This window comes from Erythrobacter sp. SN6-5, from assembly GCF_057364945.1.
The window spans coordinates 432,926-458,646 of the sequence record NZ_CP200282.1; the positions used below are offsets into that span (position 1 = coordinate 432,926).

The window sequence follows — 25,721 nt, forward strand, 5'->3', positions numbered from 1 at the left end:
GATGGAACGTTTTATTGTCTTTGCGCTTGCCGCCTGCGGCTTTGCCTATCTGGCTGTACCCTCTGCTGATGAGGATGCATCCGAGAGCGATACGAGCGCGTCTGCATCGCGCTTTGGTGGTACTTCCTCTGCCCAATCACAATCCAACGCAGCATGGTCTGCGGGTGAGCACGTGCTGGAGCGAAAGCCGGATGGGCATTTTTACGCCTCTGCCTACGTCGATGGCGCGGATATTCGCATGCTGGTCGACACCGGGGCGAGCGTGATCGCTCTGACCGCGGATGACGCGCTGGCCGCTGGCCTGCAATGGGACGAGAGCGAAGTCCGCCATATTGGTGCAGGCGCAAGCGGCGCGGTGTACGGCGTGCCGACGCGCCTTAACGAGGTCGAAATTGGCGGCATGACCCGGCGCAACATCCCCGCCGTGATCATTCCAGAGGGGCTCAGCATATCGCTGCTCGGCCAATCCTATCTATCCAAGATTGGCACGGTCGAAATCGCCGATAATCAGATGGTTATGAGCGCGCAATAGCGCGTACTGGCGCTCGCTCACGCGGCCTCAAAAATAGATGTCGATGTAATCGGTTAGCCGGTCGCACCATTCAAATTCGCGCAAACGCCAATATTTGCGGTTCTGCGTTATGCCGAAACGCCATTGTTTATTCCCGCGGCAAAAGCGCTCACCATCTGGCGAACCGATGATCTTGATCTCGCCCTGAAACAGGAAATAGTCCGAGCCAATTTCCGAAATGCGCCCCTCCAACTTCAAGCCCGAGCCATCCTCGCCCTCTTGCTTGCCGGTCAGCCACCAGACCCCGTCTTCATCGATCGCGATGAACACCGGCCCGCGCTGCTTCCAGCTGATCCACTGCAGGGTTATGCCAGAATTACCAAACAACCGCTCAGCTGCTGCCTGATCCGTAATCTTGGTCGGCGTTTCAGGGATTTCCGCCGTCTCAACCGTGATGATCGATGGCCCCTCCGCCATATTCTTGCGGACGATGGAACGGTCGCTAAGCTCGGGCAGATCCACCGGGGCGGCATAGGCCGCTTCCTCTGGTTCTGGATGCGTTTCGACCGGCGGCTCTGGCGCGGGCTGCGGCTGTGCCACCGGAGGCGGCACCGACGGAGCGCTGCTGAGCTGAGGCAACGCATCCACTCACCAACAAGCACCCTGAAACCAAGGCAAAAACCAGCCCCATTCGCGCATTCATTCGCTCACTCCCAGCTTGCATGGCCTTGCATGACACAGCAAAAGACGCCACGCATTCCGCAATAAATTGCAGCGCAAGGGATACCAGAGCCATGGCCGAATTCGAAACGGATTATCTCGTTATTGGCGCTGGCGCGGTGGGAATGGCGTTTGCCGACACCCTGCTCGACGAAGATCCTGATTGCCACATCACCATTGTCGACAAGCATGCAAAGCCGGGCGGACACTGGAACGATGCCTATTCCTTTGTGACGCTGCACCAGCCGTCGAGCACCTATGGAGTCAATTCGGTGGAGCTGTGCACCAACCGGGTTGATGCACATGGGCATAATGCGGGCATGTATCCGCTCGCCAAGCATGCGGAAATCCTGGCCTATTACGAGCAGCTGATGAATGAACGTTTCCTGCCTAGCGGGCGGGTCACCTATCTGCCGCTGAGCGAGTATCATGAGGGCCATAAGGTCAAAGGCATTTTGTCGGGCGAAACCCGGCAGGTGAATGTCCGGCGCAAACTGGTGGATGGCACCTATTTCCAGACCTCGGTCCCCTCCACGCATAAGCCCGCTTATGAAATCGCCGATGGCACACCCTTCAGCATTCCAGGTGAGCTGCCGAGCCTTTGGAAGGGGGCGGATAATCTGCCTGAGCATTTCGTGATCCTGGGCGCAGGCAAGACCGCGATGGACACCGCCGTCTGGTTGCTGGAGGCGGGCGTTGCGGCGGACCGGATCGGCTGGGTGCGCCCACGCGACAGCTGGATGTTCAACCGCAAGTTCCTGCAACCGGCGGAGCATCACCTCGACCGCCTGGTTGATTTCCAGCGGAGGCAAATGCGCGCCGCCGCAGCCTCCGAAAACGGTGATGAAATGTTCGCAAAGCTGGGCGAAGAGGGTCTGATGCTGCGGATCGATCCAGAGACCAAGCCGGAAATGTTCCACTTTGCAGTGATCTCTGAAGGTGAGATTGAGATGCTGCGCGGCATTCAGCAAGTCTATCGCCAGGGCCGGGTCACGCGCATTGAGCCGGGCAAGATGCACTTTGCGAGCGAGGGCGTGGACGTGCCAGCACGCACCATGTTTATCGATTGCACTGCGTCGGCTGTGCCGTTTGACGCGCGCAGCAATCAACGCCCATTCTTCGATGGCGACACCATCACCCTGCAATTGGCGCAGTCCCCGTTCGTGCCCTATAGCGCATCGCTCGCAGCCTTCCTGGAGGCGAATTTCGACACCGATGACGAGAAAAACGCTCTAACCCCGCCTGCTCCGCTGACTGACACGCCGAGCACCTATCCGGCCGCGTTTCTTGCCAATTTGCGCAGCACCGGGCTGCTGTCACAAAACGAAAAAACCAATGCGTTTAACGCGCGCAGCCGCCTGCACCCGACCGGCCCGGCGGTGGCCAAAATGATGGCGGAAGGCAGCCCAAAACTCGCCGCGATTGCCGACATTGGCTCGGTCGTGAAGGAATGCATGCCGGGGATCATGGCGTTGGGGATGAAGGCCTTTGCCGAGCACAACGCCGCCCCGACGCGCGAAACCTCGGGCATGAAAAACGAGACCTAAAACTCACCCCAAAATTGATGTGATTTTTTGTTCACGAAAAGGATAGATTTGCGCTAGTAGTTTAGGGATGATGAAACGGCGCGATCTTCTCAAAACTGGCCTTGTCGCAGGCGCGGCCTTGGCTGCACCTGCATTGCCAGCGACGCTCGCGGCGCAGCCGATCAAAGGCTCTGTGCGCGACCGCAAGCTGTTCGATATTGCCCAGCGTGAGCTGAACCGGGCGGGCGCGGCGATCTGGAAACGCGACATCGTGGGCATTGCTGATTTCGGCGTGCACTCGGCCCAGCGGCGGTTTCACTTCGTTAACTTGGACCGTCAAGAGGTGCAAAGCTATCACGTCAGCCACGGCACCGGCTCTGATCCAGAGCATGACGGCTGGCTCAACAATTATTCCAATGTCGAAGGCTCCCACGCGACCAGCCGCGGTGCCTATGTGACGTGGGAATGGTATGTCGGGCGCTATGGCACATCCGTGCGGCTGGGCGGGCTCGACCCAACCAATGATGCGGCCCTGCGCCGCTATATCGTGATGCACCGCGCCAAATATGCAGAGCCTTCGCATATTGACCGCTGGGGCTTGCTGGGCCGTTCCAATGGCTGCTTTGCGCTGGGCGAGGAGCAATTCCGTATTGCCCTGCTCAACCTGTCTGGCGGGCGTTTGCTGTTTGCCGACAGCCTGGGCCTGAACGAGGATGGCAGCATCGCGCAGCGTCCTCAGCTCGAACCACTGCAGCCAGCGCGGCCTGGCGATGTTCAGCGCTACGCCCCGGGATCGTTCTAAGACGGTGTCTTATCGACCGAGCCATGCTGGGCTTGAGCTCAATATTGGATCAGCGCTCAGCGGAGTTTTGCCAGCCAGCCTTCAAGCTGCTGCCTGCGGTTCATTGTGCCTGTGGATTTACGTCGTCATTTCGGGATTTACCCCGCAATTCGAACTCAGTTTTCTGTCCATCGGATCGATTTTGGTCAGCTTCTTCCTCATGATGTTTTTCGGGATCATGATCGGCACAGCATTCTGTGCATTCTATATCACCGTGGTCGGCGTGCCCATTGCCGCGCTGCTGCGAGACAACATCGAAAAACCCACAGCCGCATGGATTTCCGTCGCCGCCGCAACGCTCACAGCGATTGCTGCGTCTTACCTAATGGCAGGAGGGGACTTCTCTTTGCAGGAAGCGGAGAGCCAGTATTGGCTGGCAGCGCTGCTATGCTACGCCATTCCAGCCAGCCTATTGTATCGCCAATCGGTCGTCGCCGCGCGGCAATTGAGCCAGTGGGCTAGCTAACCGCTAGCGCCTACCCCCCAACGCGCGGATCGTCCTCAATCACAATAACCTCATCGTCGCTCACATTGGTGCGATTGTCGACGCGCGGCTTGTCCAGGCTCGCGAGCACCGGCTTATCCCGTCCATAAATATCCTTGAAGGTCGACATGTTGCCTTCGATGTCGGACGCCATCGTGAAATAGGTGATGTAGGCGGGCATTTCCTTCTTGATCGGAACCTTGGTGTATTTGCCCGAGGTCGCGATCTCGACCGCCCTTTCCTTGCTCGCGCCCTTGCCCAGGATCGCCATCGTAATCGCCAGCTCCAACGCCCGCTCGGTGCGGATACAGCCATGGCTCAGCGCGCGATTAGCGTTCTTAAACAGATGCCGCGATGGCGTATCGTGGAAGAAGATCGCGTGGCGATTTGGCATTTCCAACTTCATCCGGCCCAGCGAATTGCCTGGCCCGGGCTGCTGAACCACGGTGATCCATCCGTTTGAATTCTTGGTCGCCTTATAGCCATTGCGCCGTGCCCAGGCAGGGTTGCTCAGCACCTTATTGCCCAGCCCTTCGCCCTTCACGATTGATTGCGGCACGGTCCAGGTCGGGTTGAACACCACGCCTGAAACCATCTCGGCCAGCTGCGGGGTCGCGGTGCGGCCCGGCTTGCCCACGACGGTGCGATAGGTGGAAATAATCTTATCGTTCACCGTCAGGCGCAGCTGATATTCCGGCACATTGGTGATCAGATATTGCTTGCCCAGATCGCGGGCGAGCCAGCGCCAGCGGTCCATATTCGCGCGGATCAGCTTGCGTTTGGCGGGTTCGCTCGCCGGTGTCTTGGCTAGCTCTTCCTTCAGCCGCGCATAATCGGGATGGGTCGGCGCAAGTTGCGCCAGAGTGCCCGCGATATCGCCGGTCTGAACGGCTTTTTCCAGCAGGTCTGCGGTGCGATAGGTGTCGCGGTCTGGGTCAACCACAAACCATTGTTTGCGCGCATCCATCGGCGTGCGGCCATCACGCATATCTTCCACCAGCCAGCGGAAATTTTTGGACGCCAGCATGTCGAGCTCTGCCGATGGACCGGAAGCCTGCGAAACTTTCAGCGCTTGCAGATCATAATCCGCCGGATCGAGGCCTTCGCTGGCAATGCCTTCGATCACCGCGATCAGAGCAGCGGCGTTTTCAGCCGTCCAAGCCTGAATATTCGGCTTTGGCGTGGGATCGAGATCGCCTTGAACGACGGGCGCGGAAACGCTGCCCGGAAAAGCCTCTTCAAAGCTGCCAGATTGCTCCTGCGCTGTCTCTTGAGGGGGAGTTTGCGTTTCAGCGGCTGGTTCAGCCTGCGCATCAGCAAGCAGGTCAGCAGGCTCGGCCTGCTGCGCGGAGGCGCCGCCAAAAGCGATCGCTGAAAGTGCTGCTCCAGCGGCAAATTTGCTGAGGAAATTACGCATAAATGTCTCTAGCATCCCAATACGCGCCGCCCGGTGACGGCGCAGTAACCATAGTTATAAGGCTCTGAAGCCCCCCGATTCAAGCGGATGTTTATGCGATATGCCCTTTCGCTTGGCTGAATCGCTGGAGTTTACACAAATTAACGAGAGGCGCGGGGACAGCCCGTGTGCAATCGCCCTAGCGGAGCCATGCGAACGTAGACCTCCACGCGAGTTTCCAAGTGACGCGCCGCCGATGCGCCATTAGGGGATGCCGCAATGCATAGCTCCCACCGTCTTTTGCCTTTTTTGGCCGCTTTTGCCGGGGTCGGGCTGCTGTCCTTGATGGATGCCTTTATGAAGGGCGCGGCACTTGCCGCCGGGGCCTATACCGCCACCTTGCTGCGCGCGCTGATCGGGGCGGCAATGATTGCGCCATTTTGGCTGGTCCCGATGCTGAGGAAGGGCGCAGCGCGGTGGCCAGAGCGCACCGTGATGAAGCTGCATTTGGAGCGCGGGATCATCTCCGCCTTTATGGCGCTCAGCTTCTTCTATGCGCTCACGAAAATGCCGCTAGCAGAAGCGATTGCTATTAGCTTTATCTCGCCGCTGATTGCGCTGTATTTTGCGCGCGCACTGCTGGGTGAGGAAATCCAGCCGCAAGCGATCTATGCCAGCATCATCGGCTTTATCGGCGCGATTGTGATTATCGGCGGACAGTTTGGGCGCGCGGAAATGAGCAATGATCTCATCCTCGGGCTGATCTCGCTGATATTCTCCGCCTTGCTCTACGCCTATAATTTCATCGTCATTCGCCGCCAGTCGCAGGTTGCCGGGCCGGTCGAAGTGGCCACCTTTCACAGCGGGGTCGGCGGGCTGGTGCTGCTCATCTTCGCGCCATTCCTATGGTCCACACCAGATCCAAGCGCGGTCGGGTCCATTGCGATTGCCAGTGCCTTCACCGTCACCGGCGCAATGGCGATTGCCTGGGCCTATGCCCGGGCGGAGGCGCAGGCGCTGGTGCCGATTGAATATTCCGGATTTCTCTGGGCCAGCGTGCTCGGCTGGCTATTCTTCCGCGAGGAAGTGACGCTGACGACGCTCGCCGGCACTGCGCTGATTATCGCAGGATGCTGGCTCGCGACACGCAAGACGCAGCCGGTTTCGCCAAGCAGCAGTGCAAGCGAAACCTTTTGAGGCCAGCTAGCTGCCCTGCACCGGATAGGGCCGCTGGCTAAGCTGCTGCTGATTGCCGAAGCGGCCATTGGTCTTGTCGAGGAAGAACGCCACGATCTCTGTCCGGGTCATACCGTCCAGCCGATGACCGGACCATTCGATCCAGCGGTTCCACGCTGTCGCCGAACCATAGCCAACATTATAGGGCTCACCAATCGGCGCACCGCCCAGCAGATAGCGCCGCTGGACCGTGCGAACGACTTCAGAATCGGGCTAAGCCGCGGTAGATCAGATTGAGCGACACCCACTTTGAGTCGTCATAGAAGGTGCTCATGTTGCAAATCCCGTACTGCCGGGGATTGGCGAAGGCGTTCTTTACATAGCTACGGCGGCCACGATCCTTGCATCCATGATAATATCCAAGCGAACCGAACACCCGAGCAAAATACTGCCGCTCGCTCTTGTTCATGCCAGTGACCATGCGGGCCAGGCTGTTGTGCGCCTCTGCCGCTGATTTGGCCGAAAAGCGCGTACCATCATCGGGGATGCTAAAGGTCGGCAGGGCATAAGATCCATCTGCCGTTTTATCGGCTCGCGGCCCAATTGCACTACCAATCAGGCCGACCGTTTCGTCCATGACTGTGGTGCAACCAGTCGCAGCGATCAACGCCGTGCCCAAAACAAGCGATCGAAAAACTCGTGTCATTTGCATATCTCCCCCGCACAATAGCCACTGCGCGCTAAGTCTTTTATTATGAATGCAAATTTAACGCAATTGCGCGCCACAGATGAGTGTAGTTGCGGGTATAATCACCATCACGGCCACCGTCATAGCGAACACAAAAAAGGCCGGATCAGCGCGCAAACGCCGATCCGACCAACCCCCTTGGTAAAGCCGGTTATGAACTCTACGGTTCGTTTCCAGCTGCGACCCGAGGGCTATTGGTTGCCCCCAATTGGACCAACGCCGCCGAGTACCCCTGTGGTGCCTCCGCCTGTTCCCCCGAAAAGGCGATGGCAGCCCCAAAACAAGCAATGACCATCATCACTGCGCCCAATAATCCGGCGCGTAAGCTGTTGATTTTCGCTTTGTGCGACTGCGCGTTTCTATTCATTTTTATCGCGTCCCTGCTGCGAAAACGCTTTTGCACCGAAGCTCGAGATTCGGAAAGTTAACTATTGTAAAATCTGAATTGGCGTGATTGCAGGGGCCACGCCGCACTTGACCTAGCGGCCAAGGTCTAGCAGGTGATCCAGCAGACATTTCTCCGGCGCGGAAACCGCCCGGAACACACCACAGACAAGGAAGAAACGCCTCGATGACACAGGTCGGCAAGGACACGCTCGCAACCCGCTCAACCCTCAATGTTGGCGGCACTGAATACGCTTATTATTCGCTCGCGAAAGCGGCCGAGCAATTGGGCGACGTCTCCAAGCTGCCGATTTCTTTAAAAGTGCTGCTGGAGAACATGCTGCGCTTTGAAGATGAGGGCTTCACCGTTGGCCGCGAGCATGCGCAGGCGATTGTCGACTGGCAGAACAACCCGGTCACCGGTAATGAGATCCAATACCGCCCGGCCCGCGTGCTGTTGCAAGATTTCACTGGCGTGCCGTGCGTGGTGGACCTCGCCGCGATGCGGGATGCGATCAAAGAACTGGGCGGCGACACCGCCAAGATCAATCCGCAGGTTCCCGTCAATCTCGTGATCGATCACTCGGTTATGGTCGATGAGTTTGGCCATCCACAAGCGATGGAAGCCAACATGGCACTCGAATATGAGCGTAATGCGGAGCGTTATGACTTCCTCAAATGGGGTTCGAAGAGCTTTGAGAACTTCTCTGCGGTTCCTCCCGGCACGGGCATTTGCCACCAGGTGAACCTGGAGCATATCGCCCAAGGCGTATGGTCGAGCAAGGATACCAGCGGCGCGATGGTCGCCTATCCTGACACGTGCGTTGGCACCGACAGCCACACCACCATGATCAACGGCCTGGGCGTGCTCGGCTGGGGCGTTGGCGGGATCGAAGCAGAGGCCGCTATGCTCGGTCAGCCGATCTCCATGCTGATCCCGGAGGTCGTCGGATTTAAGCTGGAAGGCCGCATGGCCGAAGGCATCACCGCCACCGACCTGGTGCTCACCTGCGTGCAAATGCTGCGCGAAGTGGGCGTGGTTGGCCGCTTTGTTGAATTCTACGGTCCGGGCGTTGCCAACCTCACACTCGCTGACCGCGCGACCATCGCCAATATGGCGCCGGAATATGGCGCGACCTGCGGCTTCTTCGGGATCGACGACAAAACGCTCGACTACATGCGGCTCACCGGCCGCTCAGAAGAAAACATCGCTCTGGTTGAAGCCTATTCGAAAGAGCAAGGCATGTGGTTCGACCCGGCGAATGAGCCAGTGTTCACCAATACGCTCTCGCTCGACATGGGTTCGGTGGTGCCAAGCCTGGCCGGGCCGAAGCGTCCGCAGGACAAGGTCATCCTTCCTGAGGTTGACGAGCTGTTCAATGGCGACCTCAAGACCACGTATAAGAAAGACGCGCCGGTTCGCGTCGGTGTTGACGGCAAAGACCACGATATTGGCGACGGCGACGTCGTGATCGCCGCGATCACCAGCTGCACCAACACATCCAACCCGGACGTGCTGATCGCCGCTGGCCTCGTCGCGAAAAAGGCGAATGAGCGCGGCATGCTGCCTAAGCCTTGGGTGAAGACCAGCCTCGCACCGGGCAGCCAAGTTGTGACAGACTATCTGGTCAAATCTGGCCTGCAAGATGATCTCGATGCCATCGGCTTTGACCTCGTCGGCTATGGCTGCACCACCTGCATCGGTAACTCTGGCCCGCTCGCTGCGCCAATCAGCGCGGCGATCAACGGCAATGACATTGTCGCGGCCTCTGTCCTGTCGGGTAACCGCAATTTCGAAGGCCGCGTTTCGCAAGATGTGCGCGCCAACTTCCTCGCATCGCCGCCGCTGGTCGTCGCCTATGCACTGAAAGGCACGGTAACTGAAGACATCACCGCCACCCCGCTGGGCCAGGATCAGGATGGCAATGATGTGATGCTGGCCGATCTGTGGCCAAGCAATGCGGAAATTGCCGAGCACCGCGCGGCCAATATCGACCGTTCGATGTTCGAAAACCGCTATGCCAACGTCTATGACGGCGATGAGCACTGGCAGGCAATCACAGTTGAGCCATCCGACACCTATCAATGGCGCGCGGGCAGCACCTATGTCGCCAACCCGCCATACTTCGAAGGCATGGGCATGGAACCTGCGCCAATCACCGATATCGAAGGGGCAAAACCGCTCGCGATCCTCGGCGACTCGGTCACCACCGATCACATTTCGCCCGCTGGCGCGATCAAGGAAGACAGCCCCGCTGGCTCCTATCTCAACAGCAATCAGGTCGCGAAGAAAGACTTCAACTCCTACGGCTCACGCCGCGGCAACCACGATGTGATGATGCGCGGCACCTTCGCCAACATCCGCATCAAGAACGAGATGGTCCCGGGCGTCGAAGGCGGCGAGACCACCTACAACAGCGAGCAAATGCCGATTTACGATGCCGCCATGAAGCACAAGGCGGACGGCACTCCGCTGATCGTGGTCGGCGGCAAGGAATATGGCACCGGCTCTTCACGCGATTGGGCGGCAAAGGGCACCATCCTGCTCGGCGTGCGCGCTGTGATCGTCGAGAGCTTTGAGCGGATCCACCGTTCGAACCTTGTCGGCATGGGCGTTCTGCCGCTGCAGTTTAAGGACGGCGACACGCGCAAGAGCCTGGGCCTTGGCTCAGACGACAGCTTCAGCATTCGCGGTCTGGCCGATCTGACCCCGGGCCAGGACGTGACAATCGACGTGACACGCGCCGATGGCAGTACCTTCAGCTTCACCGCGCTGTGCCGGATCGATACCGCGAACGAGATGGAATATTACCGCAACGGCGGCATCCTCCATTACGTTCTGCGCAAACTCGCAAGCTAAGAAAGCAAACGCGCAGGCTCGCACAGCAATGATTTCGATCATGGCGGCGAGCCTGTGCCTTGCTGCTTGCACATCTGAGGCATCAGAACAGGCGGCGGATGCAGCAACGGAAAATGCGAGCGCCGAGGCCGCAACCGATGCAGCCCCGGAAACTGCTGTGGTCGACCTCAGCGTCGAGGAACTCGCCATCTTCATGGAAAGCGGCCATCTCCGCCTCATAGATGTACGCACCGCCGAGGAGGTGGCTGAGGGCATGATACCCGGCGCAGAACACATCATGCTCGATGATTTTGATCCTGCTAAGCTCGATCAGCACGACATCCAGGAAGTCGTGCTTTACTGTCGTTCGGGTCGCCGGTCGCGGATTGCAGCCGAAAAGCTCGCGGCGCACACTGGCGAACCAGCCCAGCATTTGGGCGGCGGCATCATCGCCTGGCGTGAGGCGAACAAGCCAGAGACGACGCCGTAACCTCTAGGGTTTGGCCGACCGCAAACCGGCCGCATCATCGCCATTCACGATAAAGTCAGCCGCGTGAGCGCAGTTTTCCAGAAATGCTTCTGGGAGGATGATTTCATGCGACTGTTTCTGATGACTGCACCAATGCTTGCACTGGTGGCCACGGCAGGTGCCTCGGCCCAAGATCAAACGCAGCCGCAGCCCGACGTGTTGGAGAGTTCATCTCCACAAATCGACTTTCCCGCTTTTGCCGCGCTCACAGCAGAAGTTGCTGAGCTGCGAGAGCGGCGCCTTCTGCCCAAGGATGAGTTTCTGAAGCAAGCGCTCGCCGATGGTGCCCTATTGCTCGACACCAGATCTGCCGAAGCGTTCCGGCTTGGCCATATTGAAGGCGCAGTGAACCTGCCGTTTTCGGATTTTACCGAGGAGAAATTGGCCAAGGTGATCGGCGAAAACCGTGATCGTCCGATCTACATCTATTGCAACAACAACTTTAGCGATAATGTCGAACCAATCGGCCTGAAGGCAGCGCCGCTCGCACTCAACATCCCGACCTTCATCAATCTGGTCGGCTATGGCTATGACAACGTGTGGGAGTTGGACGGCGTGATGCCGATCGCGGACGTTCCATGGACGGGCGAGCCGATGTTTGCGCAGCTTCAGCCAATCCCAGAGCAAGCCACCCCGTAATGAAAAAGGGCGGCCCCAACGCGGAACCGCCCTTTTCATCAGGAGATCGTGTGAGCGCGAAGGCTCAATAGCGAGGCTTAGCCGCCGCGCTTAATCCGAAACTTCTTGCGGCCCAGGATCGCGGCTGCCGCCAAGCCAAACAGTACTGTCATCGGCGGTGCAGGGACTTCTGTGCCGCTGCTGGTGCCGCCCGAAGAGCTGCTGGAGCTCGACGAAGACGATGACGAGCTCGAAGAGCTGCTGCTTGAACTGGTTGAGCCGCCCGATGACGAGCCAGAGCTGGAGCCTGAAGAACTCGACGACGAAGACGAGCTGCCCGACGAAGAGCTGGTGCTGCTGGTCATATCACCCGAGGTGCTGCCGCCGCTGGTCGACATGCCAGACGTCGTGCTGCCGCCGGATGAGGATGAGCTGCTCGATGAAGAGCTGCTGCCCGAAGACGAGGAGCTGGACGATGCGCCGCCGGAGCTGCTGCCACCTGACGATGAACCGGATGAGCTACCTGAAGACGAGCCAGAGCTGGAGCCGCTAGAGCCGCCATTGCTGCCGCCCGATGAAGACGAACTGCTCGACGAAGAAGACGAGCTGGAGGAAGAGCTGGACGATGATCCGCCTGAGCTGCCACCGGTTGAGGTCATGCCCCCGGTTGTTGTCGAAGAGCCACTTCCGCCGCCAGAGCTGCCACTGCTGGAACCGCCTGATGACGAACCTGATGAAGAGCCGCTGCTCGAGCCAGACGAGCTGCCTGAGCTGCTACCGCCGCTGGAACCGCCCGAAGATGAACCCGATGAAGAGCCACTGCTCGAACCAGACGAGCTGCCTGAGCTGCTGCCACCAGAGGACGATCCGGACGAACTGCCCGAAGACGAACCTGAGGAGGAGCCACTGCTCGAACCGCCGCTTGAAGTCATCCCTCCAGTTGAAGTGTTGCCACCAGTCGAAGTGTTGCCGCCAGTGGAGGTGTTACCGCCGCCGGATGAGCTGCTGGAAGAAGACGAAGACGAGCTGGAAGAGCTCGAAGAACTCGACGATGACGAGGATGAACTCGAAACATTCCCAGACGAGCTTGAAACGTTGCCCGACGACGACGAAACATTGCCCGATGACGACGAAACATTGCCAGAAGAGCTTGAAACCTGGCCGGTTGAACTCGACACCTGACCAGTAGAGCTGCTCACTTGACCCGTAGAAGAGCTCACCTGTCCGGTCGATGTGCTGACCTGACCGGTCGAAGAAGACACATTGCCCGAAGAGCTAGACGTCGAGGTCGAAACCGCGCCGGTAGACGAGGTGATCTCACCGCTAGAGCTGGTTGAGGTAACCACGCCCGAAGACGATGTGGTCGAGGTTGAATTGTCGATATCAATAATGATGTCGCCAGAGGATGAAACGCCATCGCTGGTCGTGCCGCCGCCAGAAGTCGTAGTGCTGACCACAGAGACATCACCGCTCGACGAACCGCCGCCGCCGAAGAACCCGCCGCCAATAAAGCCGCCGCCGAAACCACCAAAGCCGCCGCTGCCGCCGATTACAATCGGAGCCGCGCTGCCCCCGCCGCGAATTGGCGGCAAGGGTGGAAGCGGCGCTGGAGCGTAAGCAACCTGAGCGATGGGCGGGCACTCAGCTGGATCGAAATAAGTCTGCACAATGCGGCCTGCACCAGCGCCAGCGACTGCACCAGCGCCTGATGCAGCGTTCGGACCACCAAAGCCAGACTGTTCTGGCTGGCACTCAATCGTGCGCTCTACGATACGCTGAGCGGCGCTGCTCCGGTGGAGGCAGTTGACGCGTGCGTGTCTTGATCAGTTGCGGCTCGCCCTTCACCAGACGGGTGCGGGTTTCGACCAGCTTCCCATCAATATTGGTGGTGAACTGCGGATCATCCGTGTTCATCGGCTCTGCCACTCGCACGGCGCCCCCGGTCATCAGGGCGAGCCCTGCGGCGGTGGCTGATAGCTTAGCTGCGGCCAGTTTGATCGACATGAGTTACGAACCTTGCATTTGCGTGGGCGGTTAAGAGGCGGCCCATCCGCTCCTTCACCAAATCCAATCTTCTCATGATGCTTGGGCAGGGCCGTGCACAACGCGGTTAACCATGAATCACAGCGGCTAACGCTGAAAATCCCGCCAAAAGCGTGGTTTTTCAGAGGGCCTGTCCCAGTTTGACACCGAATATGCGGACTAAGTAAGCCGCTGAGTTAGCCTGACGCGCTTAATCGCCTTCGCCAAACATGCTGGGCTGGCCATCGCCGCTAGCCCGATTCGCAGCCGTGGGCGCTGGCGGGGTCATTTCCAGATGTTCCCACCCGCCATCATTGAGCACCCGGCCGCGCGCTGTCCGCGCCAGCAGGCCAAGCTGGATCAGATATGGTTCGACCACATCCTCCACCGTGTCGCGCGGCTCTGCGAGACCCGCCGCCAGCGTCTCCACCCCCACCGGACCACCCTTATAAGTGGTTGCAATCATGGTGAGATAGCGCCGGTCCATCGCATCCAGGCCCAGCCGGTCAATCTCCAGCCGGGTGAGCGCATTGTCCGCGCCCGCGCGCGTCACCGTGCCCTCGCCCGCGACATGGGCAAAATCGCGCACACGGCGTAGCAAGCGGCCAGCCACCCGAGGCGTCCCACGCGATCGGCGAGCGATCTCACGCGCGCCCTGTTTATCAATGTTCAGACCCAGCAGCCGCGCCCCGCGCGTCACCACCTGATCCAGCTCATCATGGGTGTAGAAATTGAGCCGAACCGGAATGCCAAACCGATCGCGCAAAGGCGTCGTCAGCAAGCCTTGGCGCGTGGTCGCACCGATCAAAGTGAACGGCGGCAAGTCGATCCGCACGCTGCGGGCAGACGGCCCCTCTCCAATGATCAGATCGAGTGCGCGGTCCTCCATTGCCGGATAGAGCACTTCCTCGACGACCGGGTTCAGCCGGTGAATTTCGTCAATGAACAGAACATCATGCGGCTCTAGATTCGTGAGCAGCGCGGCGAGATCGCCGGCCTTTGCAATTACCGGCCCAGAGGTCGCACGGAAACCCACGCCAAGCTCATTAGCGACGATCTGCGCCAGCGTGGTCTTACCCAGCCCCGGAGGGCCAAAGAACAACGTGTGGTCCATCGCCTCACCGCGCGATTTCGCGCTTTCGATGAACACGCGCAAATTATCGCGCGCGGCCTCTTGGCCGATAAACTCCTTAAGCGATTTGGGGCGCAGCGCCGCATCCGGATCGTCCGGCTGCCGGTCAGGCGAATGGATCGGTGTCTCTTCGGTCATGCGCCCTCCTCTTCCTGTGGCATGATGCAGTCGCGCACGCCCGGCCCGTCAAGCAATGTGCCCCCTGCCTCCTCGCACTCGCTTTTGCCAGAGATTTCAACCGCGCCGCTCGCGCCGAGGATAAAGGCGACCACCACCACGCCCGCCAGCAATGGCAAGAGCCAGCGCGGGATGTTCAATCCAGGGCGAAGGTCATTGTCCTGCGTCAAAACGGATTCACCGTATAGCCGTTTTGCTGGAGCAAAGCATGAGTGTTCCTTTGGTGGTCATATTGAGTGCACAGAGTTCGGGCCGTCATGCTGAACTTGTTTCAGCATCCATCGCCCGTCACAAGGCACCTTGTGAAGCGCGATATCCAACCCTGTGTCTACATTCTGGCAAGCGGATACCGAGGCACGCTGTACACGGGTGTTACCTCTGACCTGCCCGCGCGCCTTTGGCAGCACCGCGAGGGAATCACTGGAGGCTTCACCAGCCAATATGCGGTTCACCGATTGGTTCATTTTGAGGTCTTCGGCGCAATGGACGGTGCCATCACCCGCGAGAAACAGATCAAAAACTGGCGCCGCCAATGGAAGATCAATCTGATCGAGGATGCCAACCCGCATTGCCGAGACTTGGCGGTTGATCTGGGCTTTGAGCCTTTGCCTCTGCGTGGCGATGGTGATGGTGATGGTGATGGTGATGGATCCTGAAACAAGTTCAGGATGACAGGGAGGTGATGTGGCAACTCTTCCATTATCGTCACCCCGGGCTTGATCCGGGGGCCATTGCCCTTGCAAAAAAGTTGAAAGCGAAGCTTGGTCGGTACAACCATACGCAAGATGGCGAACTTGAAAATTCTGGAACGGATGATCAAGACTTCGTGACATAACGGTCCAAACAATATGCAACGCAGAACAAAATCCCCACAGCCAGCCATTGCATAGCTGGGACGATAAGCATCACGATCGCATTTAACGGATCGGGTTCGACTGAAAACAAACCTGTCCATTGTAGATAGTAGCCCAATGCTGCGACCAAGATCACGGCGGAGTACAAGAGAATGGTAACCCATTCCGTAGCGAATTTACGGCCTAACCAAATGCCAATTCCAATCGGCAAAATCACCCAAAATCCCAGACCTACGATGAATGCGATAGATAACAAATCCAAGGGTTCATCAAACGCGCCAAGTTTGAGAAATAGGACCATGATCGCGGCAGAATACGCGCCACCGATCACGATGAACGGTAGCTTGGTCGACTCCTCCATCACCCCGCCGCCTTCTTCAGTGCCACCCGGATCAGATCGCCTTCCTTTGCATCCTCGCCCAGCTCGCTTTGCGCGCGGGCCACAGCCTGCGCCGCGACCGCTGGTTTGAAGCCGAGGTTCTCCAGCGCGCTCACCGCGTCCGCGCTTGCGCCGCCTGCTTGTGAGACCGCACCAACCGGCGCTCCCGCAATCCCACCGCCGGGCAGCGCGCCGGCCTTATCTTTCAGCTCGTTAACGATCCGACTTGCCAGCTTTGGCCCCACGCCCTGCGCCCGCGCGACTGTGGCCGCATCGCCGCCTGCGCAGGCATCGCGCACTTCGCCGGTCGACAGGGCAGAAAGGATCGCCAGTGCCACTTTGCTGCCCACCCCTTGAACGGTGGTGAGCAAGCGGAACCAATCGCGCTCTGCGCTTTCGGCAAAGCCAAGCAGGCGCATATCGTTCTCGGATACCTGCAAATCGGTGTGGATCGTGCAGGCCTCGCCCACCTCGCCCATCGCGGCGAGCGTTTTCGTGGAGCAATGGACCAAATAGCCCACGCCCTGAACATCGACGATGGCCCAATCCTCGCCCGTTTCATCGAGGCGTCCGGATAATTTCGCGATCATATTCGTGTTCCCTTGGACATGGTTTGTTCCTGCCTTAACCGCGCGGCTTTGACCAGAGGAAGTTGTTTGTTTTGCGCAAGCGCCGGTTTTTTGTTTGGCCTCCAGCGCCGGCTGTTCGCGTCCGCTCACTCAGGCTTCCGGCCTATCGGCCGACGCGCGGTCGCGCTTGCGGCTCGCTGGTCGCTCGCCGAACCATTCCAGGCCGGTCGCAGCGGCTTGGTCGCGGAGCACGGTCGGCGATCAGCCGACCGCAAGGGCGACTGCCCGCCCGCAGCGGCGCGGACTTGTCCGCAAGCCGCGAGGATATCGCAGCACGGATGTGCTGCGGAACAACAAACCCCATTTTCCTACCTCAGGGGCGATCGCTATAAACCTGCCCATGCAAACCGCCCCGCTCTTCGCACCTTTCACGCTTAATCGGAATTTCCGATCAATGGGAGCACCGGTGATCGATTGCTTTTCTTCTTCTAGACTGTGTTCCAGCCGCTCCAAGCGTGCGTCACGCGCGATGAACCGAGCCGCCTGCGCCCTCCACCCTTCCACCCGAAGCCTACCGGGACACAATCCGGGTGGACGGGTGGAAGTAACGGTAGCCATGCAACCAGAACAGACGCGCAGCCAAAGGTGGACAAACGCGGCGAGATTGGCGAATTGGGCGGCTATGAGTTGGAACACCTTCGGACGCGCATTGCGCTTCACCACTTGGGGCGAGAGCCATGGACCGGCATTGGGCGTGGTGCTCGACGGGTGCCCGCCGGGCATTGCGCTGAGCGAGGCAGACATTCAGCCGTTCATGGACGCGCGCAAGCCGGGCACGAGCAAGTTCACCACTCAGCGCAAAGAGGCCGATCTGGTGCGGATCCTTTCTGGCGTGTTCGAAGGCAAAACCACCGGCACGCCGATCAGCATGATGATCGAAAATACCGATCAGCGCAGCAAGGATTACGGCGAGATCGCCAAGAGCTATCGCCCTGGCCATGCGGACTATACCTATGATGCGAAATACGGGCACCGTGACTATCGCGGCGGCGGGCGCAGTAGCGCGCGCGAGACCGCGGCACGAGTGGCGGCGGGCGCGGTGGCGCGGCTGATCATCCCAGAGGTCACCATCACCGGCTTCGTGTGCGAGCTGGGCGGGGACAGGATCGACCGTGAGGCGCTCAACCTCAGCGAGATCGCAGGCAATCCGTTCTGGTGCCCAGACAGCTGGGCGGCGAAACGTTGGGAAGAGCTGGTCGATAGGGCGCGCAAGGATGGATCATCGCTGGGCGCAGTGGTCGAATGCGTCGCGGAAGGCGTACCTGCCGGATGGGGCGCGCCGGTCTATGCGAAGCTCGACAGCGATCTGGCCGCCGCGATGATGACGATCAACGCGACCAAAGGCGTTGAGATTGGCGATGGGTTCGAGGCAGCGCGGCTGAGCGGCGAGCAAAACGCCGATTCGATGAGCCCGGGCGCGGATGGCACGCCTGAGTATGCGAGCAACCATGCGGGCGGGACAGCAGGGGGCATCTCAACCGGGCAGCCTGTGGTGTGCCGCACGGCGTTCAAGCCAACCAGCTCGATCCTGACGCCAGTGGACTCGATCAACTCTGATGGAGAGGCCACCAAGGTCCGCACCAAGGGGCGGCACGATCCCTGCGTCGGCATTCGCGGAACCCCGGTGGTGGAGGCGATGATGGCGCTGGTGCTGGCCGATCACAAGCTGCTGCACCGTGCCCAGGTGGGCGGCGCATAGCATGCGGGCCTGCAATACAGATCAGCGCGCAGTGCGAACGGCGTGAACACTACCAAATGGCCTTGGCTTTCGACCAACGCCGATTGCCACATCACCCGCCATTGGCTAGCTAGCACGGCGCTTTGTCCCCCTCCAACGAACAAGCAGGTATCCCCATCCGCTCTTCCCCTTCTCAGCACTCAGACCACCACCTTGAAAGCTCGGCCAACGGCCTGGAGGAGGTAAGCTCTGGTAAGCCCCTGTAACCACCGCCGAAGAGGCTGAACGAGTGATCAACCCGCGCGCTCTGGCCCGTGAGCTGGCGGCGTTCCGGACGCCGCGCGTCTCGCGCAGCATCTGGGAAGTGGCCTCCACCTTTGTGCCATTTGCGGCGCTGCTGGGTGCGATGCTGTTCGCGGTTCAGGCCGGTCATACCATTGCCTTTGCGCTGACTCCGCTGGCAGGAATGCTGCTGCTGCGGTTGTTCATCATTCAACACGATTGCGGGCATGGATCGTTCTTCAAGAGCAAGACCGCCAACACCTGGCTCGGCCGCTCCATCGGCGTGTTGACGCTGACCCCCTATGATTGCTGGAGGCGCAGCCACGAACTGCATCATGCCAGCACGGGCAACCTCGATGCGCGCGGGTTTGGCGATGTCGATACGCTGACCGTGCGCGAATACCGGGCAAAGAGCTGGCTTGGGCGGTTTGGATACCGGCTCTATCGCCATCCGATTGTGCTGATGGGCATTGGCCCGGCCTATCTGTTCCTGCTCAGGCACCGCCTGCCGATTGGGCTGATGAAGGATGGATGGGTCTATTGGATCAGCGCCCTGGCCACCAATGCCGTTGCCGCAGCGCTGCTCATTGCGCTGGGCCTGATCTTTGGAGCCTATGTGACCGCAATCGTGTTCCTGCCAGTGCTGCTGACCGCCGCATCGGTTGGCGTATGGCTGTTCTATGTCCAGCATCAGTTTGAGGATGCGCATTGGGACACGCGCGAAAACTGGTCTTATCACGAATCGGCAATTGGCGGCAGTTCCTATCTACACCTGCCAGCCGTGATGAATTGGTTCACTGGCAATATCGCGATCCACCACATCCACCATCTGGTCAGCCGCATCCCGTTCTACCGGCTGCCCACCGCGCTAAAGGCACACCCGGAGCTGGCAGAAGTCAACCGCGTTGGCCCGCGCGAAGCGGTCAGCTCAATGTGGCTGGCGCTATGGGATGAGGATCGCCGCAAATTGATCAGCTTTCGCGAGGCCAAACGGCTCTCAATCTGAGCAAAGAACGCGGAAGTCCCAAGACGGTGAGGTGCGCAATTGGCCTTGCGACAAATCGATCCTGTCAATCAATCAGCGCATATTAATCGATTAGACAGATCACACTCAAACCGTCATCTTCTGCTCATAACCTTGGCTCACCCCCGAGTCTCAACTGGATAGGAGAATCCCGATGGATGCAAAGACTGGTGAAATGAATGGCTGCCCCTTTAATGGTGATGGCACGATGCGCTCGCTTTTGGGCCGGACCAATCGAGATTGGTGGCCAGAGGCAACCCAGCTTGAAATCCTCACTCAGGAAGGTCGCGACGCCAACCCCTATGGCGACGACTTTGACTATGCCGAGGCTTTCAACACAATCGATTACACTGCGTTGAAGGCAGACCTCACCGCGCTGATGACCGACAGCCAGGATTGGTGGCCAGCGGATTATGGCCACTATGGTCCGTTCTTCATTCGCATGGCGTGGCACGCAGCTCGGCACCTATCGCACCGGCGATGGCCGCGGCGGCGCTGGCAGTGGGCAGCAACGGTTTGCCCCGCTCAACAGCTGGCCAGATAATGGCAACCTCGACAAGGCGCGCCGTCTGTTGTGGCCGATCAAGCAGAAATACGGCAAGAACATCAGTTGGGCTGACCTGTTCATCCTCACTGGTAATGTCGCGATTGAATCAATGGGCGGCCCGGTATTTGGCTTTGGCGGCGGACGTGCGGACGTGTTCGAGCCGGAAAGTGTCTATTGGGGCACCGAAGAGCAGTGGGTCAACGAAGGCGTTGCCACTCGCATCCGTCCCGATGACGGCGCAGAGATCGAAAACCCGCTGGCAGCAATCCAGATGGGCCTGATCTACGTCAATCCAGAAGGGCCGGGCGGCAATCCTGATCCGCTGCAATCGGCCCGCGACATGCGCGAAACCTTCGCCCGCATGGCGATGAATGACGAGGAAACCGTCGCATTGACCGCTGGCGGCCACGCATTCGGCAAGGCGCATGGCGCGCAGCCGTCTGACACATTTGGCGGCGCTCCAGAAAGTGAAGAGCTGCACCAACAAGGTTTGGGTTGGCTGGTCGACGAGGAAGAGATTGCCAAGGGGCACATCACCACCTCTGGCATCGAAGGCGCTTGGTCGAACAATCCAACTGCATGGTCGCATGACTACTTCCGGATCATGTTCAAATATGACTTTGAACTGGTGCACTCACCGGCCGAGCGCTCAGCAGTGGACGCCAATCAATCCTGAAGAAGCCGACATGGCGCCGGACGCTCGCGATCCTTCGAAGAAGGTTCCGACCATGATGACCACTGCCGATATGGCGCTGAAGATGGATCCGGAATATCGCAAGATTTCCGAACGCTTCCTGGCCAACCCAGAGCAGCTGGATGACGCATTTGCGCGCGCATGGTTCAAACTGTGCCACCGCGATATGGGTCCAAAGGTCCGCTACATGGGTCCAGAGGTTCCAGAAGAAACCCTGATCTGGATGGACGCCGTTCCTGCCGGAACTGAGCCTGCTGAGAGTGCGGTTAACGCATTCAAGTCGGCCATCCTCGGCAGCGGCCTGACCGTCAGCGAGCTGGTCAAAGCAGCATGGGCCTCAGCTTCAAGCTATCGCAATTCGGATCACCGCGGCGGCGCCAACGGTGCCCGCGTGCGGCTCGCCCCGCAAAATGGCTGGGCGGCAAACGATCCCGATGAGCTGGGCAAAGTACTCGCCAAGATCGACGAGCTACGCGGCGACATCTCAATGGCCGATGCAATCGTGCTGGCCGGGTCGGCTGCGGTTGAGAAAGCCGCTGCGGACGCTGGCCACAGCGTAAGCGTTCCGTTTGCTGGCGGCCGCGGCGACGCGACCGACGAGCAGACTGATGCGGAAAGCTTTGAGCCGCTGGAGCCGTTTGCTGATGGCTTCCGCAACTACCTCAAGACGAAGGCTAGCGTGCGGACCGAGGAAATGCTGATCGACCGTGCGCATCTGCTCGGCCTGTCCATCCCGGAAATGACCGTTCTGGTCGGCGGTATGCGGGCGCTTGGCGCGAATGCTGGAGGCACCAGCCACGGCGTGTTCACGGACCGCGTTGGTCAGTTGACCCCGGACTTCTTCACCAACCTGCTCGACATGGGCACCAAGTGGACCCCGGTCGATGGCAGCGGCGATGAGGAATACATCGGCACCGACCGCAAGACCGGCGCCGAGAAATACCGAGCCACCCGTACGGACCTCGTCTTCGGCTCCAACTCGCAGCTGCGCGCGCAGGCAGAAGTCTATGCTGAGGCTGGCAATGAAGCGAAGTTCGTCGCCGACTTCGTCTCGGCATGGACCAAAGTCATGAACGCAGATCGCTTTGATCTGACCCATGCGAAATACCACGGCTGATCGGGCACAAGCCTGATCGGGTCGCAAGAAAGCCCTCGGCAGAAATGCCGGGGGCTTTTTATTTGGGACTTTGGGATGGGTCAGGAGGTTGATAGGGCCGCTGCCCTACGTCTCTACCGCTGCCGTTTCAGAACCAGATAGAGCGCACCTTCGCCGCCGTGGCTGCGATGCGCGGCTCTAACCGCAGAGATCGCACCAGTATGCGGTCCAGCGGCAAGCCAATCCAGCAGTTTAGCTCTGATCGCACCGCGTTTTTGCCCGCGATCCGCCGGGTACACCGGACGCGAACGCCCCGCAATCACCAATACGACCCGCGCATCCATCGCCCGCGCTTGGTCAAGCCCGCTGGAAAGCCGCGTGTAAGCACTGTCGAGCGTGTGGCCATGCAAATCGAGAGTGTAGTCGGGCACAATGCGCCCAGTTTTGAGTTTGCGATCCCAATGCCCATCAAGACTGGACGGGGCCGCCTTTGGCTGCGGGGCGGCAATAACCTTAGCGGCGGCGCGCGGGAGTTTCTTGGACTGCTTGCGCATTGGCGAGACCGGCTGCGGCGCTTTCAAGCCAGTCTTGGGCTTCGCCTTGGTCTGCACGCCAGCGGTTGGCTCTTGCGGCATCACAGGCCGCACGCGTCCCTCTAGCGGGGTTACGCTCTGCGCCAAATGCGCCCAAGCAGCAGCCTCTTGCTCATTGAGGCCGCGCGGGATGCTCATCGGTTGCTGTGGCGTTCCACTACGCCGCGCGGAAGCAGGATGAGCGCTTGGCCGCGCCCGCTCATACCGCCAGCGATCTGACGCGCGTCTTCGCCCGCCCCCCAAAAGGTGTCGAAGCGGTTCGGACCTTTGATTGCCCCACCTGTATCCTGCGCAATCCATAGGCCATCGGCGACATCGCGGTCGAGATCGAGCCAGACGGGCGCACCGTAAGGCACAAAGCGCGGGTCAACAGCGACCGAGCTTTCCCGACGCACCGGAATACCAAGCGAACCCAAGGGGCCATCACCAGTCAGCTCACGGAAGAAAATCCAGCTTTTGTTGAGGCGCATCAGCTCGCGGCCTTCCTCTGGATTTTCCCGGATATAGGCCATGATGCCTTGCATGGAGCCAGCATATTTGCCCGGCCCCTCGCCGATCAAACCCCGGTCCCGCATGACCCGGCCAACGCCGACATACTCACGCCCATTCTGCCCGGCGTAACCAATGCGGATCACTTCGCCATTAGGCGTCCGCAGGCGTCCGGAGCCCTGAATTTGCAGGAAGAAGAGCTCAACGGGATCGGCGGCCCAGGCGATGACGGGCACACGGCCGTCTAGCGCGCCCTCTTCAATTTCGCGGCGCTCGTAATAGCGCACAAATTCGCCCGCTTCATTGGTGCGTCCCAGCGGCGGACGCCCTGTGCGCTCTGCCTCGGGAATATCCGCCGTCCATCCGCGTTTCAGATCGCTCGGCATCGCATAGATCGGCGTCTGAAAACCAGGAGCCCGCGTGCGGCTTGCGCGGATTTCAGGTTCAAAATATCCGGTCGCAAAGGCCTCGCCTGTGCCGACAATGGCGGTTTCAAAATAGGTGGCAAAGAAAGTGTCGGCGGTGCCGCGATTGCGGGGGGCGGCCTCGCAAGCTCGCTGCCAATCGCTGGGCCGGGTCAGGCCGGTGGTGTCCTCACGCCGCAGCAGGCTGGGGCAGCTTTCGATAAATGAGCGCAGAGCCCCCTCTGCATCCGCCTGAGCATAGCCAAGCCCAGACACGAATGGGCCAGGCTTCACGCCCGCCATCAGCGCGCTGGTCGGCGCAGGTCCGGTAGGAGCAGGCGGCGCAGTGGGCGCGGTCACAGGTGGCGGCGGTGTCGTAACAACCGGGCCGCTTGGCGCGTTGCTTTCAGGGATTACGCGAACGCAGCCGGACAAGAGGACAGCGATCGCCAGAACCAGGCCTGTGCGCATTGTACTCTCCTTAGGGTCAGTGTCCGGTGAGGCTAATACTTAGCCTTCGTCGGTTTCGTCGAGCACCCAGTTTGGATCTTTATCGCTCACATTGCGTGAGAACACCCAGATGTCGCGGCTTTCGATCGCATCATCGAGCGAACCAGCGATCATGTTGCCGTCCTTGTCGCGCGTAACAGCCGCGATATCGGCCACGAACAACAAAGCAATCCGGGCCATCCGGCCATCAAGCTGCGCCGAGTGGATTTTCGTCTCTTCGATCCGGATCAACTTGTTGTCGAGGGTGTGGTTAACGGCCTCACGCTCATCAATAGCGGCGGAAAAGCCTTCAAACACATCGTCATCGCACAGATCGCGCAAGGTCTCACGGTCGCCCTGCCAGAATGCCTCAAGCACCATGGTGTAGGCTGCGCGTCCGCCCTCCAGGAACGAGGTGAGGTCAAACCGGCTGTCCGCCGCCGCGATCTCGCGAATGCCGCGTTCGACCGCTGGCAAGACGCCTGTGATCTCTGGTTGAGGATTGGCGGCCACCGGCACCGCCGCCGGGCTGGGCGGGGTGTGTGGCGGCTGTTTTCCGCTCGGCTCAAACCGGTTTGGAACCGATTCCTCTTCATGCTCTGCGCGGCGGCCAAGCACCGAATAGAGACGCAGCCCCAAAAATGCGGCGATCATGGCGAGGATGATAATTTCAACAATCACGTTTGTAATACCTGGTTGGTTTGGAATCACGCGGACACGCGATCTCCGAGTCCTACATACCTTAAGTGCCTTAAATAGGCGCTAAATACAAATCGACAACGACCTTTGACGTGCCCGTTAAAGGTTTTTGCCTGCATCTCATCCGGTTGCGAGCACGGCTCGCGCCTGCTAGGCGCGCCGCCAACCGAATACCTAATCACCCTGCGCGCTGTGCAGGCTTCACATTATCCATCATGGAAAGAGTTTAAAAATGGCCGAAGAAGGCGACATCCTAACCGATCTCAACAATCCAGCAAGCCGGCGCGAATGGCGCCGATAATCAACCCGCAGCTGGCCTGATTACACAATATGTCAAAGACTTGTCGGTCGAAAATCCGAATGCGCCAGACGTATATCAATGGCAGGATCAACCGCAGATCGACGTGCAGTTCAATATTGGCGCTGAACAAGTGAACGAGAATGTTCACGAGATCACGTTGAAAGTGAACATTGATGCCAAGACCGAGCAAGGCAGCGCCTATCTGGTAGAACTGGCCTATTGCGGCCTCATCGGTGTGCGCAACCTGCCTGAAGATCAGACCCATGCGTTCCTGTTTGCCGAAGCGCCGCGTCTGCTTTTCCCATTCGCTCGCCGCGTTGTTGCCGATGCCGTGCGTGATGCTGGCTTCCCGCCGCTGCTGATGGATCCGATTGATTTCAATGGCCTCTACCTTCAGCAGCTCGCTCGCAAGCAGCAAGAAGAAGCGGCCGCTGGCGGTGTGCCTGCTGGCGAAGCGTAA

Annotated in this window: 24 protein-coding genes and 2 pseudogenes; 15 read left to right on the forward strand and 11 right to left on the reverse strand. The window is 59.6% G+C overall.

Annotated elements, in window-relative coordinates; all coding sequences use genetic code 11:
• Position 1 precedes the first annotated feature (1 nt).
• Positions 2 to 532 (forward strand): retropepsin-like aspartic protease family protein, encoded by a 531-nt coding sequence (locus AC0V6Z_RS02070; protein ID WP_472639761.1) that lies wholly within the window; start codon positions 2 to 4, stop codon positions 530 to 532.
• Between the two features lie 27 nt (positions 533 to 559).
• Here AC0V6Z_RS02070 and AC0V6Z_RS02075 read toward each other — a convergent pair whose 3' ends face one another.
• Entirely contained in the window at positions 560 to 1,111 is a 552-nt protein-coding gene (locus AC0V6Z_RS02075) for a hypothetical protein (protein ID WP_486176425.1), read from the reverse strand.
• Positions 1,112 to 1,305: 194 nt separating this feature from the next.
• Between AC0V6Z_RS02075 and AC0V6Z_RS02080 the strand changes: the two genes are divergently transcribed.
• The 3 genes from AC0V6Z_RS02080 (at position 1,306) to AC0V6Z_RS02090 (ending at position 4,064) form a co-directional block, all read left to right on the forward strand.
• Positions 1,306 to 2,778 (forward strand): NAD(P)-binding protein, encoded by a 1,473-nt coding sequence (locus AC0V6Z_RS02080; RefSeq protein WP_472639763.1) that lies wholly within the window; start codon positions 1,306 to 1,308, stop codon positions 2,776 to 2,778.
• A 67-nt stretch (positions 2,779 to 2,845) separates the two neighbouring features.
• Complete coding sequence (locus AC0V6Z_RS02085) at positions 2,846 to 3,559, forward strand: murein L,D-transpeptidase catalytic domain-containing protein (protein ID WP_472639764.1); 714 nt, start codon at positions 2,846 to 2,848, stop codon at positions 3,557 to 3,559.
• 4 nt (positions 3,560 to 3,563) lie between these two features.
• Complete coding sequence (locus AC0V6Z_RS02090; RefSeq protein WP_472639765.1) at positions 3,564 to 4,064, forward strand: hypothetical protein; 501 nt, start codon at positions 3,564 to 3,566, stop codon at positions 4,062 to 4,064.
• Between the two features lie 10 nt (positions 4,065 to 4,074).
• Here the strand turns inward: AC0V6Z_RS02090 and AC0V6Z_RS02095 are convergent, their stop codons facing one another.
• Positions 4,075 to 5,499: a L,D-transpeptidase family protein gene (locus AC0V6Z_RS02095; protein ID WP_472639766.1), complete on the reverse strand. Its 1,425-nt coding sequence runs from the start codon at positions 5,497 to 5,499 to the stop codon at positions 4,075 to 4,077.
• A gap of 258 nt (positions 5,500 to 5,757) precedes the next feature.
• On the opposite strand from AC0V6Z_RS02095, the gene AC0V6Z_RS02100 reads away from it, so the two are divergent.
• Entirely contained in the window at positions 5,758 to 6,675 is a 918-nt protein-coding gene (locus AC0V6Z_RS02100) for a DMT family transporter (RefSeq protein WP_472639767.1), read from the forward strand.
• A gap of 241 nt (positions 6,676 to 6,916) precedes the next feature.
• Here the strand turns inward: AC0V6Z_RS02100 and AC0V6Z_RS02105 are convergent, their stop codons facing one another.
• Positions 6,917 to 7,360 carry a YceK/YidQ family lipoprotein gene (locus AC0V6Z_RS02105; protein WP_472639768.1) on the reverse strand — a complete coding sequence of 148 codons (444 nt, stop codon included), beginning with the start codon at positions 7,358 to 7,360 and terminating at the stop codon, positions 6,917 to 6,919.
• Between the two features lie 613 nt (positions 7,361 to 7,973).
• On the opposite strand from AC0V6Z_RS02105, the gene acnA reads away from it, so the two are divergent.
• The 5 genes from acnA (at position 7,974) to AC0V6Z_RS02130 (ending at position 13,389) form a co-directional block, all read left to right on the forward strand.
• Positions 7,974 to 10,646, forward strand: coding sequence for an aconitate hydratase AcnA (acnA, locus tag AC0V6Z_RS02110; RefSeq protein ID WP_472639769.1), 2,673 nt, complete (start codon positions 7,974 to 7,976; stop codon positions 10,644 to 10,646).
• A gap of 28 nt (positions 10,647 to 10,674) precedes the next feature.
• On the forward strand, positions 10,675 to 11,115 hold the full coding sequence (locus AC0V6Z_RS02115; protein ID WP_472639770.1) for a rhodanese-like domain-containing protein: 441 nt from the start codon (positions 10,675 to 10,677) through the stop codon (positions 11,113 to 11,115).
• 105 nt (positions 11,116 to 11,220) lie between these two features.
• Positions 11,221 to 11,793 (forward strand): rhodanese-like domain-containing protein, encoded by a 573-nt coding sequence (locus tag AC0V6Z_RS02120; protein WP_486176426.1) that lies wholly within the window; start codon positions 11,221 to 11,223, stop codon positions 11,791 to 11,793.
• A 105-nt stretch (positions 11,794 to 11,898) separates the two neighbouring features.
• Positions 11,899 to 12,954: a hypothetical protein gene (locus AC0V6Z_RS02125; RefSeq protein WP_472639772.1), complete on the forward strand. Its 1,056-nt coding sequence runs from the start codon at positions 11,899 to 11,901 to the stop codon at positions 12,952 to 12,954.
• 81 nt (positions 12,955 to 13,035) lie between these two features.
• On the forward strand, positions 13,036 to 13,389 hold the full coding sequence (locus AC0V6Z_RS02130; protein WP_472639773.1) for a hypothetical protein: 354 nt from the start codon (positions 13,036 to 13,038) through the stop codon (positions 13,387 to 13,389).
• Positions 13,390 to 13,524: 135 nt separating this feature from the next.
• On the opposite strand, the gene AC0V6Z_RS02135 is transcribed toward AC0V6Z_RS02130, so the two are convergent.
• From AC0V6Z_RS02135 to AC0V6Z_RS02145, 3 genes are all read right to left on the reverse strand, one after another.
• Positions 13,525 to 13,776, reverse strand: a complete 252-nt coding sequence (locus AC0V6Z_RS02135) for a hypothetical protein (protein WP_472639774.1) — start codon at positions 13,774 to 13,776, stop codon at positions 13,525 to 13,527.
• A 229-nt stretch (positions 13,777 to 14,005) separates the two neighbouring features.
• On the reverse strand, positions 14,006 to 15,064 hold the full coding sequence (ruvB, locus tag AC0V6Z_RS02140) for a Holliday junction branch migration DNA helicase RuvB (protein WP_472639775.1): 1,059 nt from the start codon (positions 15,062 to 15,064) through the stop codon (positions 14,006 to 14,008).
• Complete coding sequence (locus AC0V6Z_RS02145; RefSeq protein WP_472639776.1) at positions 15,061 to 15,273, reverse strand: hypothetical protein; 213 nt, start codon at positions 15,271 to 15,273, stop codon at positions 15,061 to 15,063. The genes ruvB and AC0V6Z_RS02145 overlap by 4 nt, the downstream gene beginning before the upstream one ends.
• An 87-nt stretch (positions 15,274 to 15,360) precedes the next feature.
• Here AC0V6Z_RS02145 and AC0V6Z_RS02150 point away from each other — a divergent pair, with 87 nt between their 5' ends.
• Positions 15,361 to 15,759, forward strand: coding sequence for a GIY-YIG nuclease family protein (locus tag AC0V6Z_RS02150; protein ID WP_472639777.1), 399 nt, complete (start codon positions 15,361 to 15,363; stop codon positions 15,757 to 15,759).
• 160 nt (positions 15,760 to 15,919) lie between these two features.
• Here AC0V6Z_RS02150 and AC0V6Z_RS02155 read toward each other — a convergent pair whose 3' ends face one another.
• Together AC0V6Z_RS02155 and ruvA are read right to left on the reverse strand one after the other, a co-directional pair.
• Positions 15,920 to 16,318, reverse strand: a complete 399-nt coding sequence (locus AC0V6Z_RS02155) for a hypothetical protein (protein ID WP_472639778.1) — start codon at positions 16,316 to 16,318, stop codon at positions 15,920 to 15,922.
• Positions 16,318 to 16,926 carry a Holliday junction branch migration protein RuvA gene (gene ruvA / locus AC0V6Z_RS02160; RefSeq protein ID WP_472639779.1) on the reverse strand — a complete coding sequence of 203 codons (609 nt, stop codon included), beginning with the start codon at positions 16,924 to 16,926 and terminating at the stop codon, positions 16,318 to 16,320. The genes AC0V6Z_RS02155 and ruvA overlap by 1 nt, the downstream gene beginning before the upstream one ends.
• A 661-nt stretch (positions 16,927 to 17,587) precedes the next feature.
• Here ruvA and aroC point away from each other — a divergent pair.
• The 3 genes and pseudogenes from aroC (at position 17,588) to katG (ending at position 22,307) form a co-directional block, all read left to right on the forward strand.
• Complete coding sequence (aroC, locus tag AC0V6Z_RS02165) at positions 17,588 to 18,664, forward strand: chorismate synthase (protein WP_472639780.1); 1,077 nt, start codon at positions 17,588 to 17,590, stop codon at positions 18,662 to 18,664.
• Positions 18,665 to 18,932: 268 nt separating this feature from the next.
• On the forward strand, positions 18,933 to 19,931 hold the full coding sequence (locus AC0V6Z_RS02170) for a fatty acid desaturase (RefSeq protein ID WP_472639781.1): 999 nt from the start codon (positions 18,933 to 18,935) through the stop codon (positions 19,929 to 19,931).
• 172 nt (positions 19,932 to 20,103) lie between these two features.
• A pseudogene (gene katG / locus AC0V6Z_RS02175) lies at positions 20,104 to 22,307 on the forward strand (catalase/peroxidase HPI).
• Between the two features lie 113 nt (positions 22,308 to 22,420).
• Here katG and AC0V6Z_RS02180 read toward each other — a convergent pair.
• Genes AC0V6Z_RS02180 through AC0V6Z_RS02190 form a run of 3 tightly spaced genes read right to left on the reverse strand, consistent with a single transcriptional unit; the run spans position 22,421 to position 24,942 of the window.
• Complete coding sequence (locus AC0V6Z_RS02180) at positions 22,421 to 23,017, reverse strand: Smr/MutS family protein (protein WP_472639782.1); 597 nt, start codon at positions 23,015 to 23,017, stop codon at positions 22,421 to 22,423.
• Positions 23,014 to 24,243: a murein transglycosylase A gene (gene mltA, locus AC0V6Z_RS02185; protein WP_472639783.1), complete on the reverse strand. Its 1,230-nt coding sequence runs from the start codon at positions 24,241 to 24,243 to the stop codon at positions 23,014 to 23,016. The genes AC0V6Z_RS02180 and mltA overlap by 4 nt, the downstream gene beginning before the upstream one ends.
• A 39-nt stretch (positions 24,244 to 24,282) precedes the next feature.
• The gene (locus tag AC0V6Z_RS02190; RefSeq protein ID WP_472640821.1) at positions 24,283 to 24,942 is read right to left on the reverse strand and encodes a Tim44/TimA family putative adaptor protein; all 660 of its coding nucleotides are present in this window, start codon (positions 24,940 to 24,942) and stop codon (positions 24,283 to 24,285) included.
• 250 nt (positions 24,943 to 25,192) lie between these two features.
• Between AC0V6Z_RS02190 and secB the strand changes: the two are divergent.
• Positions 25,193 to 25,721, forward strand: a pseudogene (gene secB, locus AC0V6Z_RS02195) (protein-export chaperone SecB).

What these genes read in the sequence shown, in the direction of transcription:
- AC0V6Z_RS02080 (WP_472639763.1), top strand. Translation starts at nt 1,306, where the DNA reads ATGGCCGAATTCGAAACGGATTATCTCGTTATTGGCGCTGGCGCGGTG.
- AC0V6Z_RS02155 (WP_472639778.1), bottom strand. Translation starts at nt 16,318, where the DNA reads ATGGAGGAGTCGACCAAGCTACCGTTCATCGTGATCGGTGGCGCGTAT.
- AC0V6Z_RS02180 (WP_472639782.1), bottom strand. Translation starts at nt 23,017, where the DNA reads ATGAGCATCCCGCGCGGCCTCAATGAGCAAGAGGCTGCTGCTTGGGCG.
- AC0V6Z_RS02100 (WP_472639767.1), top strand. Translation starts at nt 5,758, where the DNA reads ATGCATAGCTCCCACCGTCTTTTGCCTTTTTTGGCCGCTTTTGCCGGG.
- ruvB (WP_472639775.1), bottom strand. Translation starts at nt 15,064, where the DNA reads ATGACCGAAGAGACACCGATCCATTCGCCTGACCGGCAGCCGGACGAT.
- AC0V6Z_RS02095 (WP_472639766.1), bottom strand. Translation starts at nt 5,499, where the DNA reads ATGCGTAATTTCCTCAGCAAATTTGCCGCTGGAGCAGCACTTTCAGCG.
- AC0V6Z_RS02115 (WP_472639770.1), top strand. Translation starts at nt 10,675, where the DNA reads ATGATTTCGATCATGGCGGCGAGCCTGTGCCTTGCTGCTTGCACATCT.
- acnA (WP_472639769.1), top strand. Translation starts at nt 7,974, where the DNA reads ATGACACAGGTCGGCAAGGACACGCTCGCAACCCGCTCAACCCTCAAT.
- mltA (WP_472639783.1), bottom strand. Translation starts at nt 24,243, where the DNA reads ATGCGCACAGGCCTGGTTCTGGCGATCGCTGTCCTCTTGTCCGGCTGC.
- AC0V6Z_RS02085 (WP_472639764.1), top strand. Translation starts at nt 2,846, where the DNA reads ATGATGAAACGGCGCGATCTTCTCAAAACTGGCCTTGTCGCAGGCGCG.
- AC0V6Z_RS02135 (WP_472639774.1), bottom strand. Translation starts at nt 13,776, where the DNA reads ATGTCGATCAAACTGGCCGCAGCTAAGCTATCAGCCACCGCCGCAGGG.
- AC0V6Z_RS02105 (WP_472639768.1), bottom strand. Translation starts at nt 7,360, where the DNA reads ATGACACGAGTTTTTCGATCGCTTGTTTTGGGCACGGCGTTGATCGCT.
- ruvA (WP_472639779.1), bottom strand. Translation starts at nt 16,926, where the DNA reads ATGATCGCGAAATTATCCGGACGCCTCGATGAAACGGGCGAGGATTGG.
- aroC (WP_472639780.1), top strand. Translation starts at nt 17,588, where the DNA reads ATGAGTTGGAACACCTTCGGACGCGCATTGCGCTTCACCACTTGGGGC.
- AC0V6Z_RS02120 (WP_486176426.1), top strand. Translation starts at nt 11,221, where the DNA reads ATGCGACTGTTTCTGATGACTGCACCAATGCTTGCACTGGTGGCCACG.
- AC0V6Z_RS02150 (WP_472639777.1), top strand. Translation starts at nt 15,361, where the DNA reads ATGCTGAACTTGTTTCAGCATCCATCGCCCGTCACAAGGCACCTTGTG.
- AC0V6Z_RS02070 (WP_472639761.1), top strand. Translation starts at nt 2, where the DNA reads ATGGAACGTTTTATTGTCTTTGCGCTTGCCGCCTGCGGCTTTGCCTAT.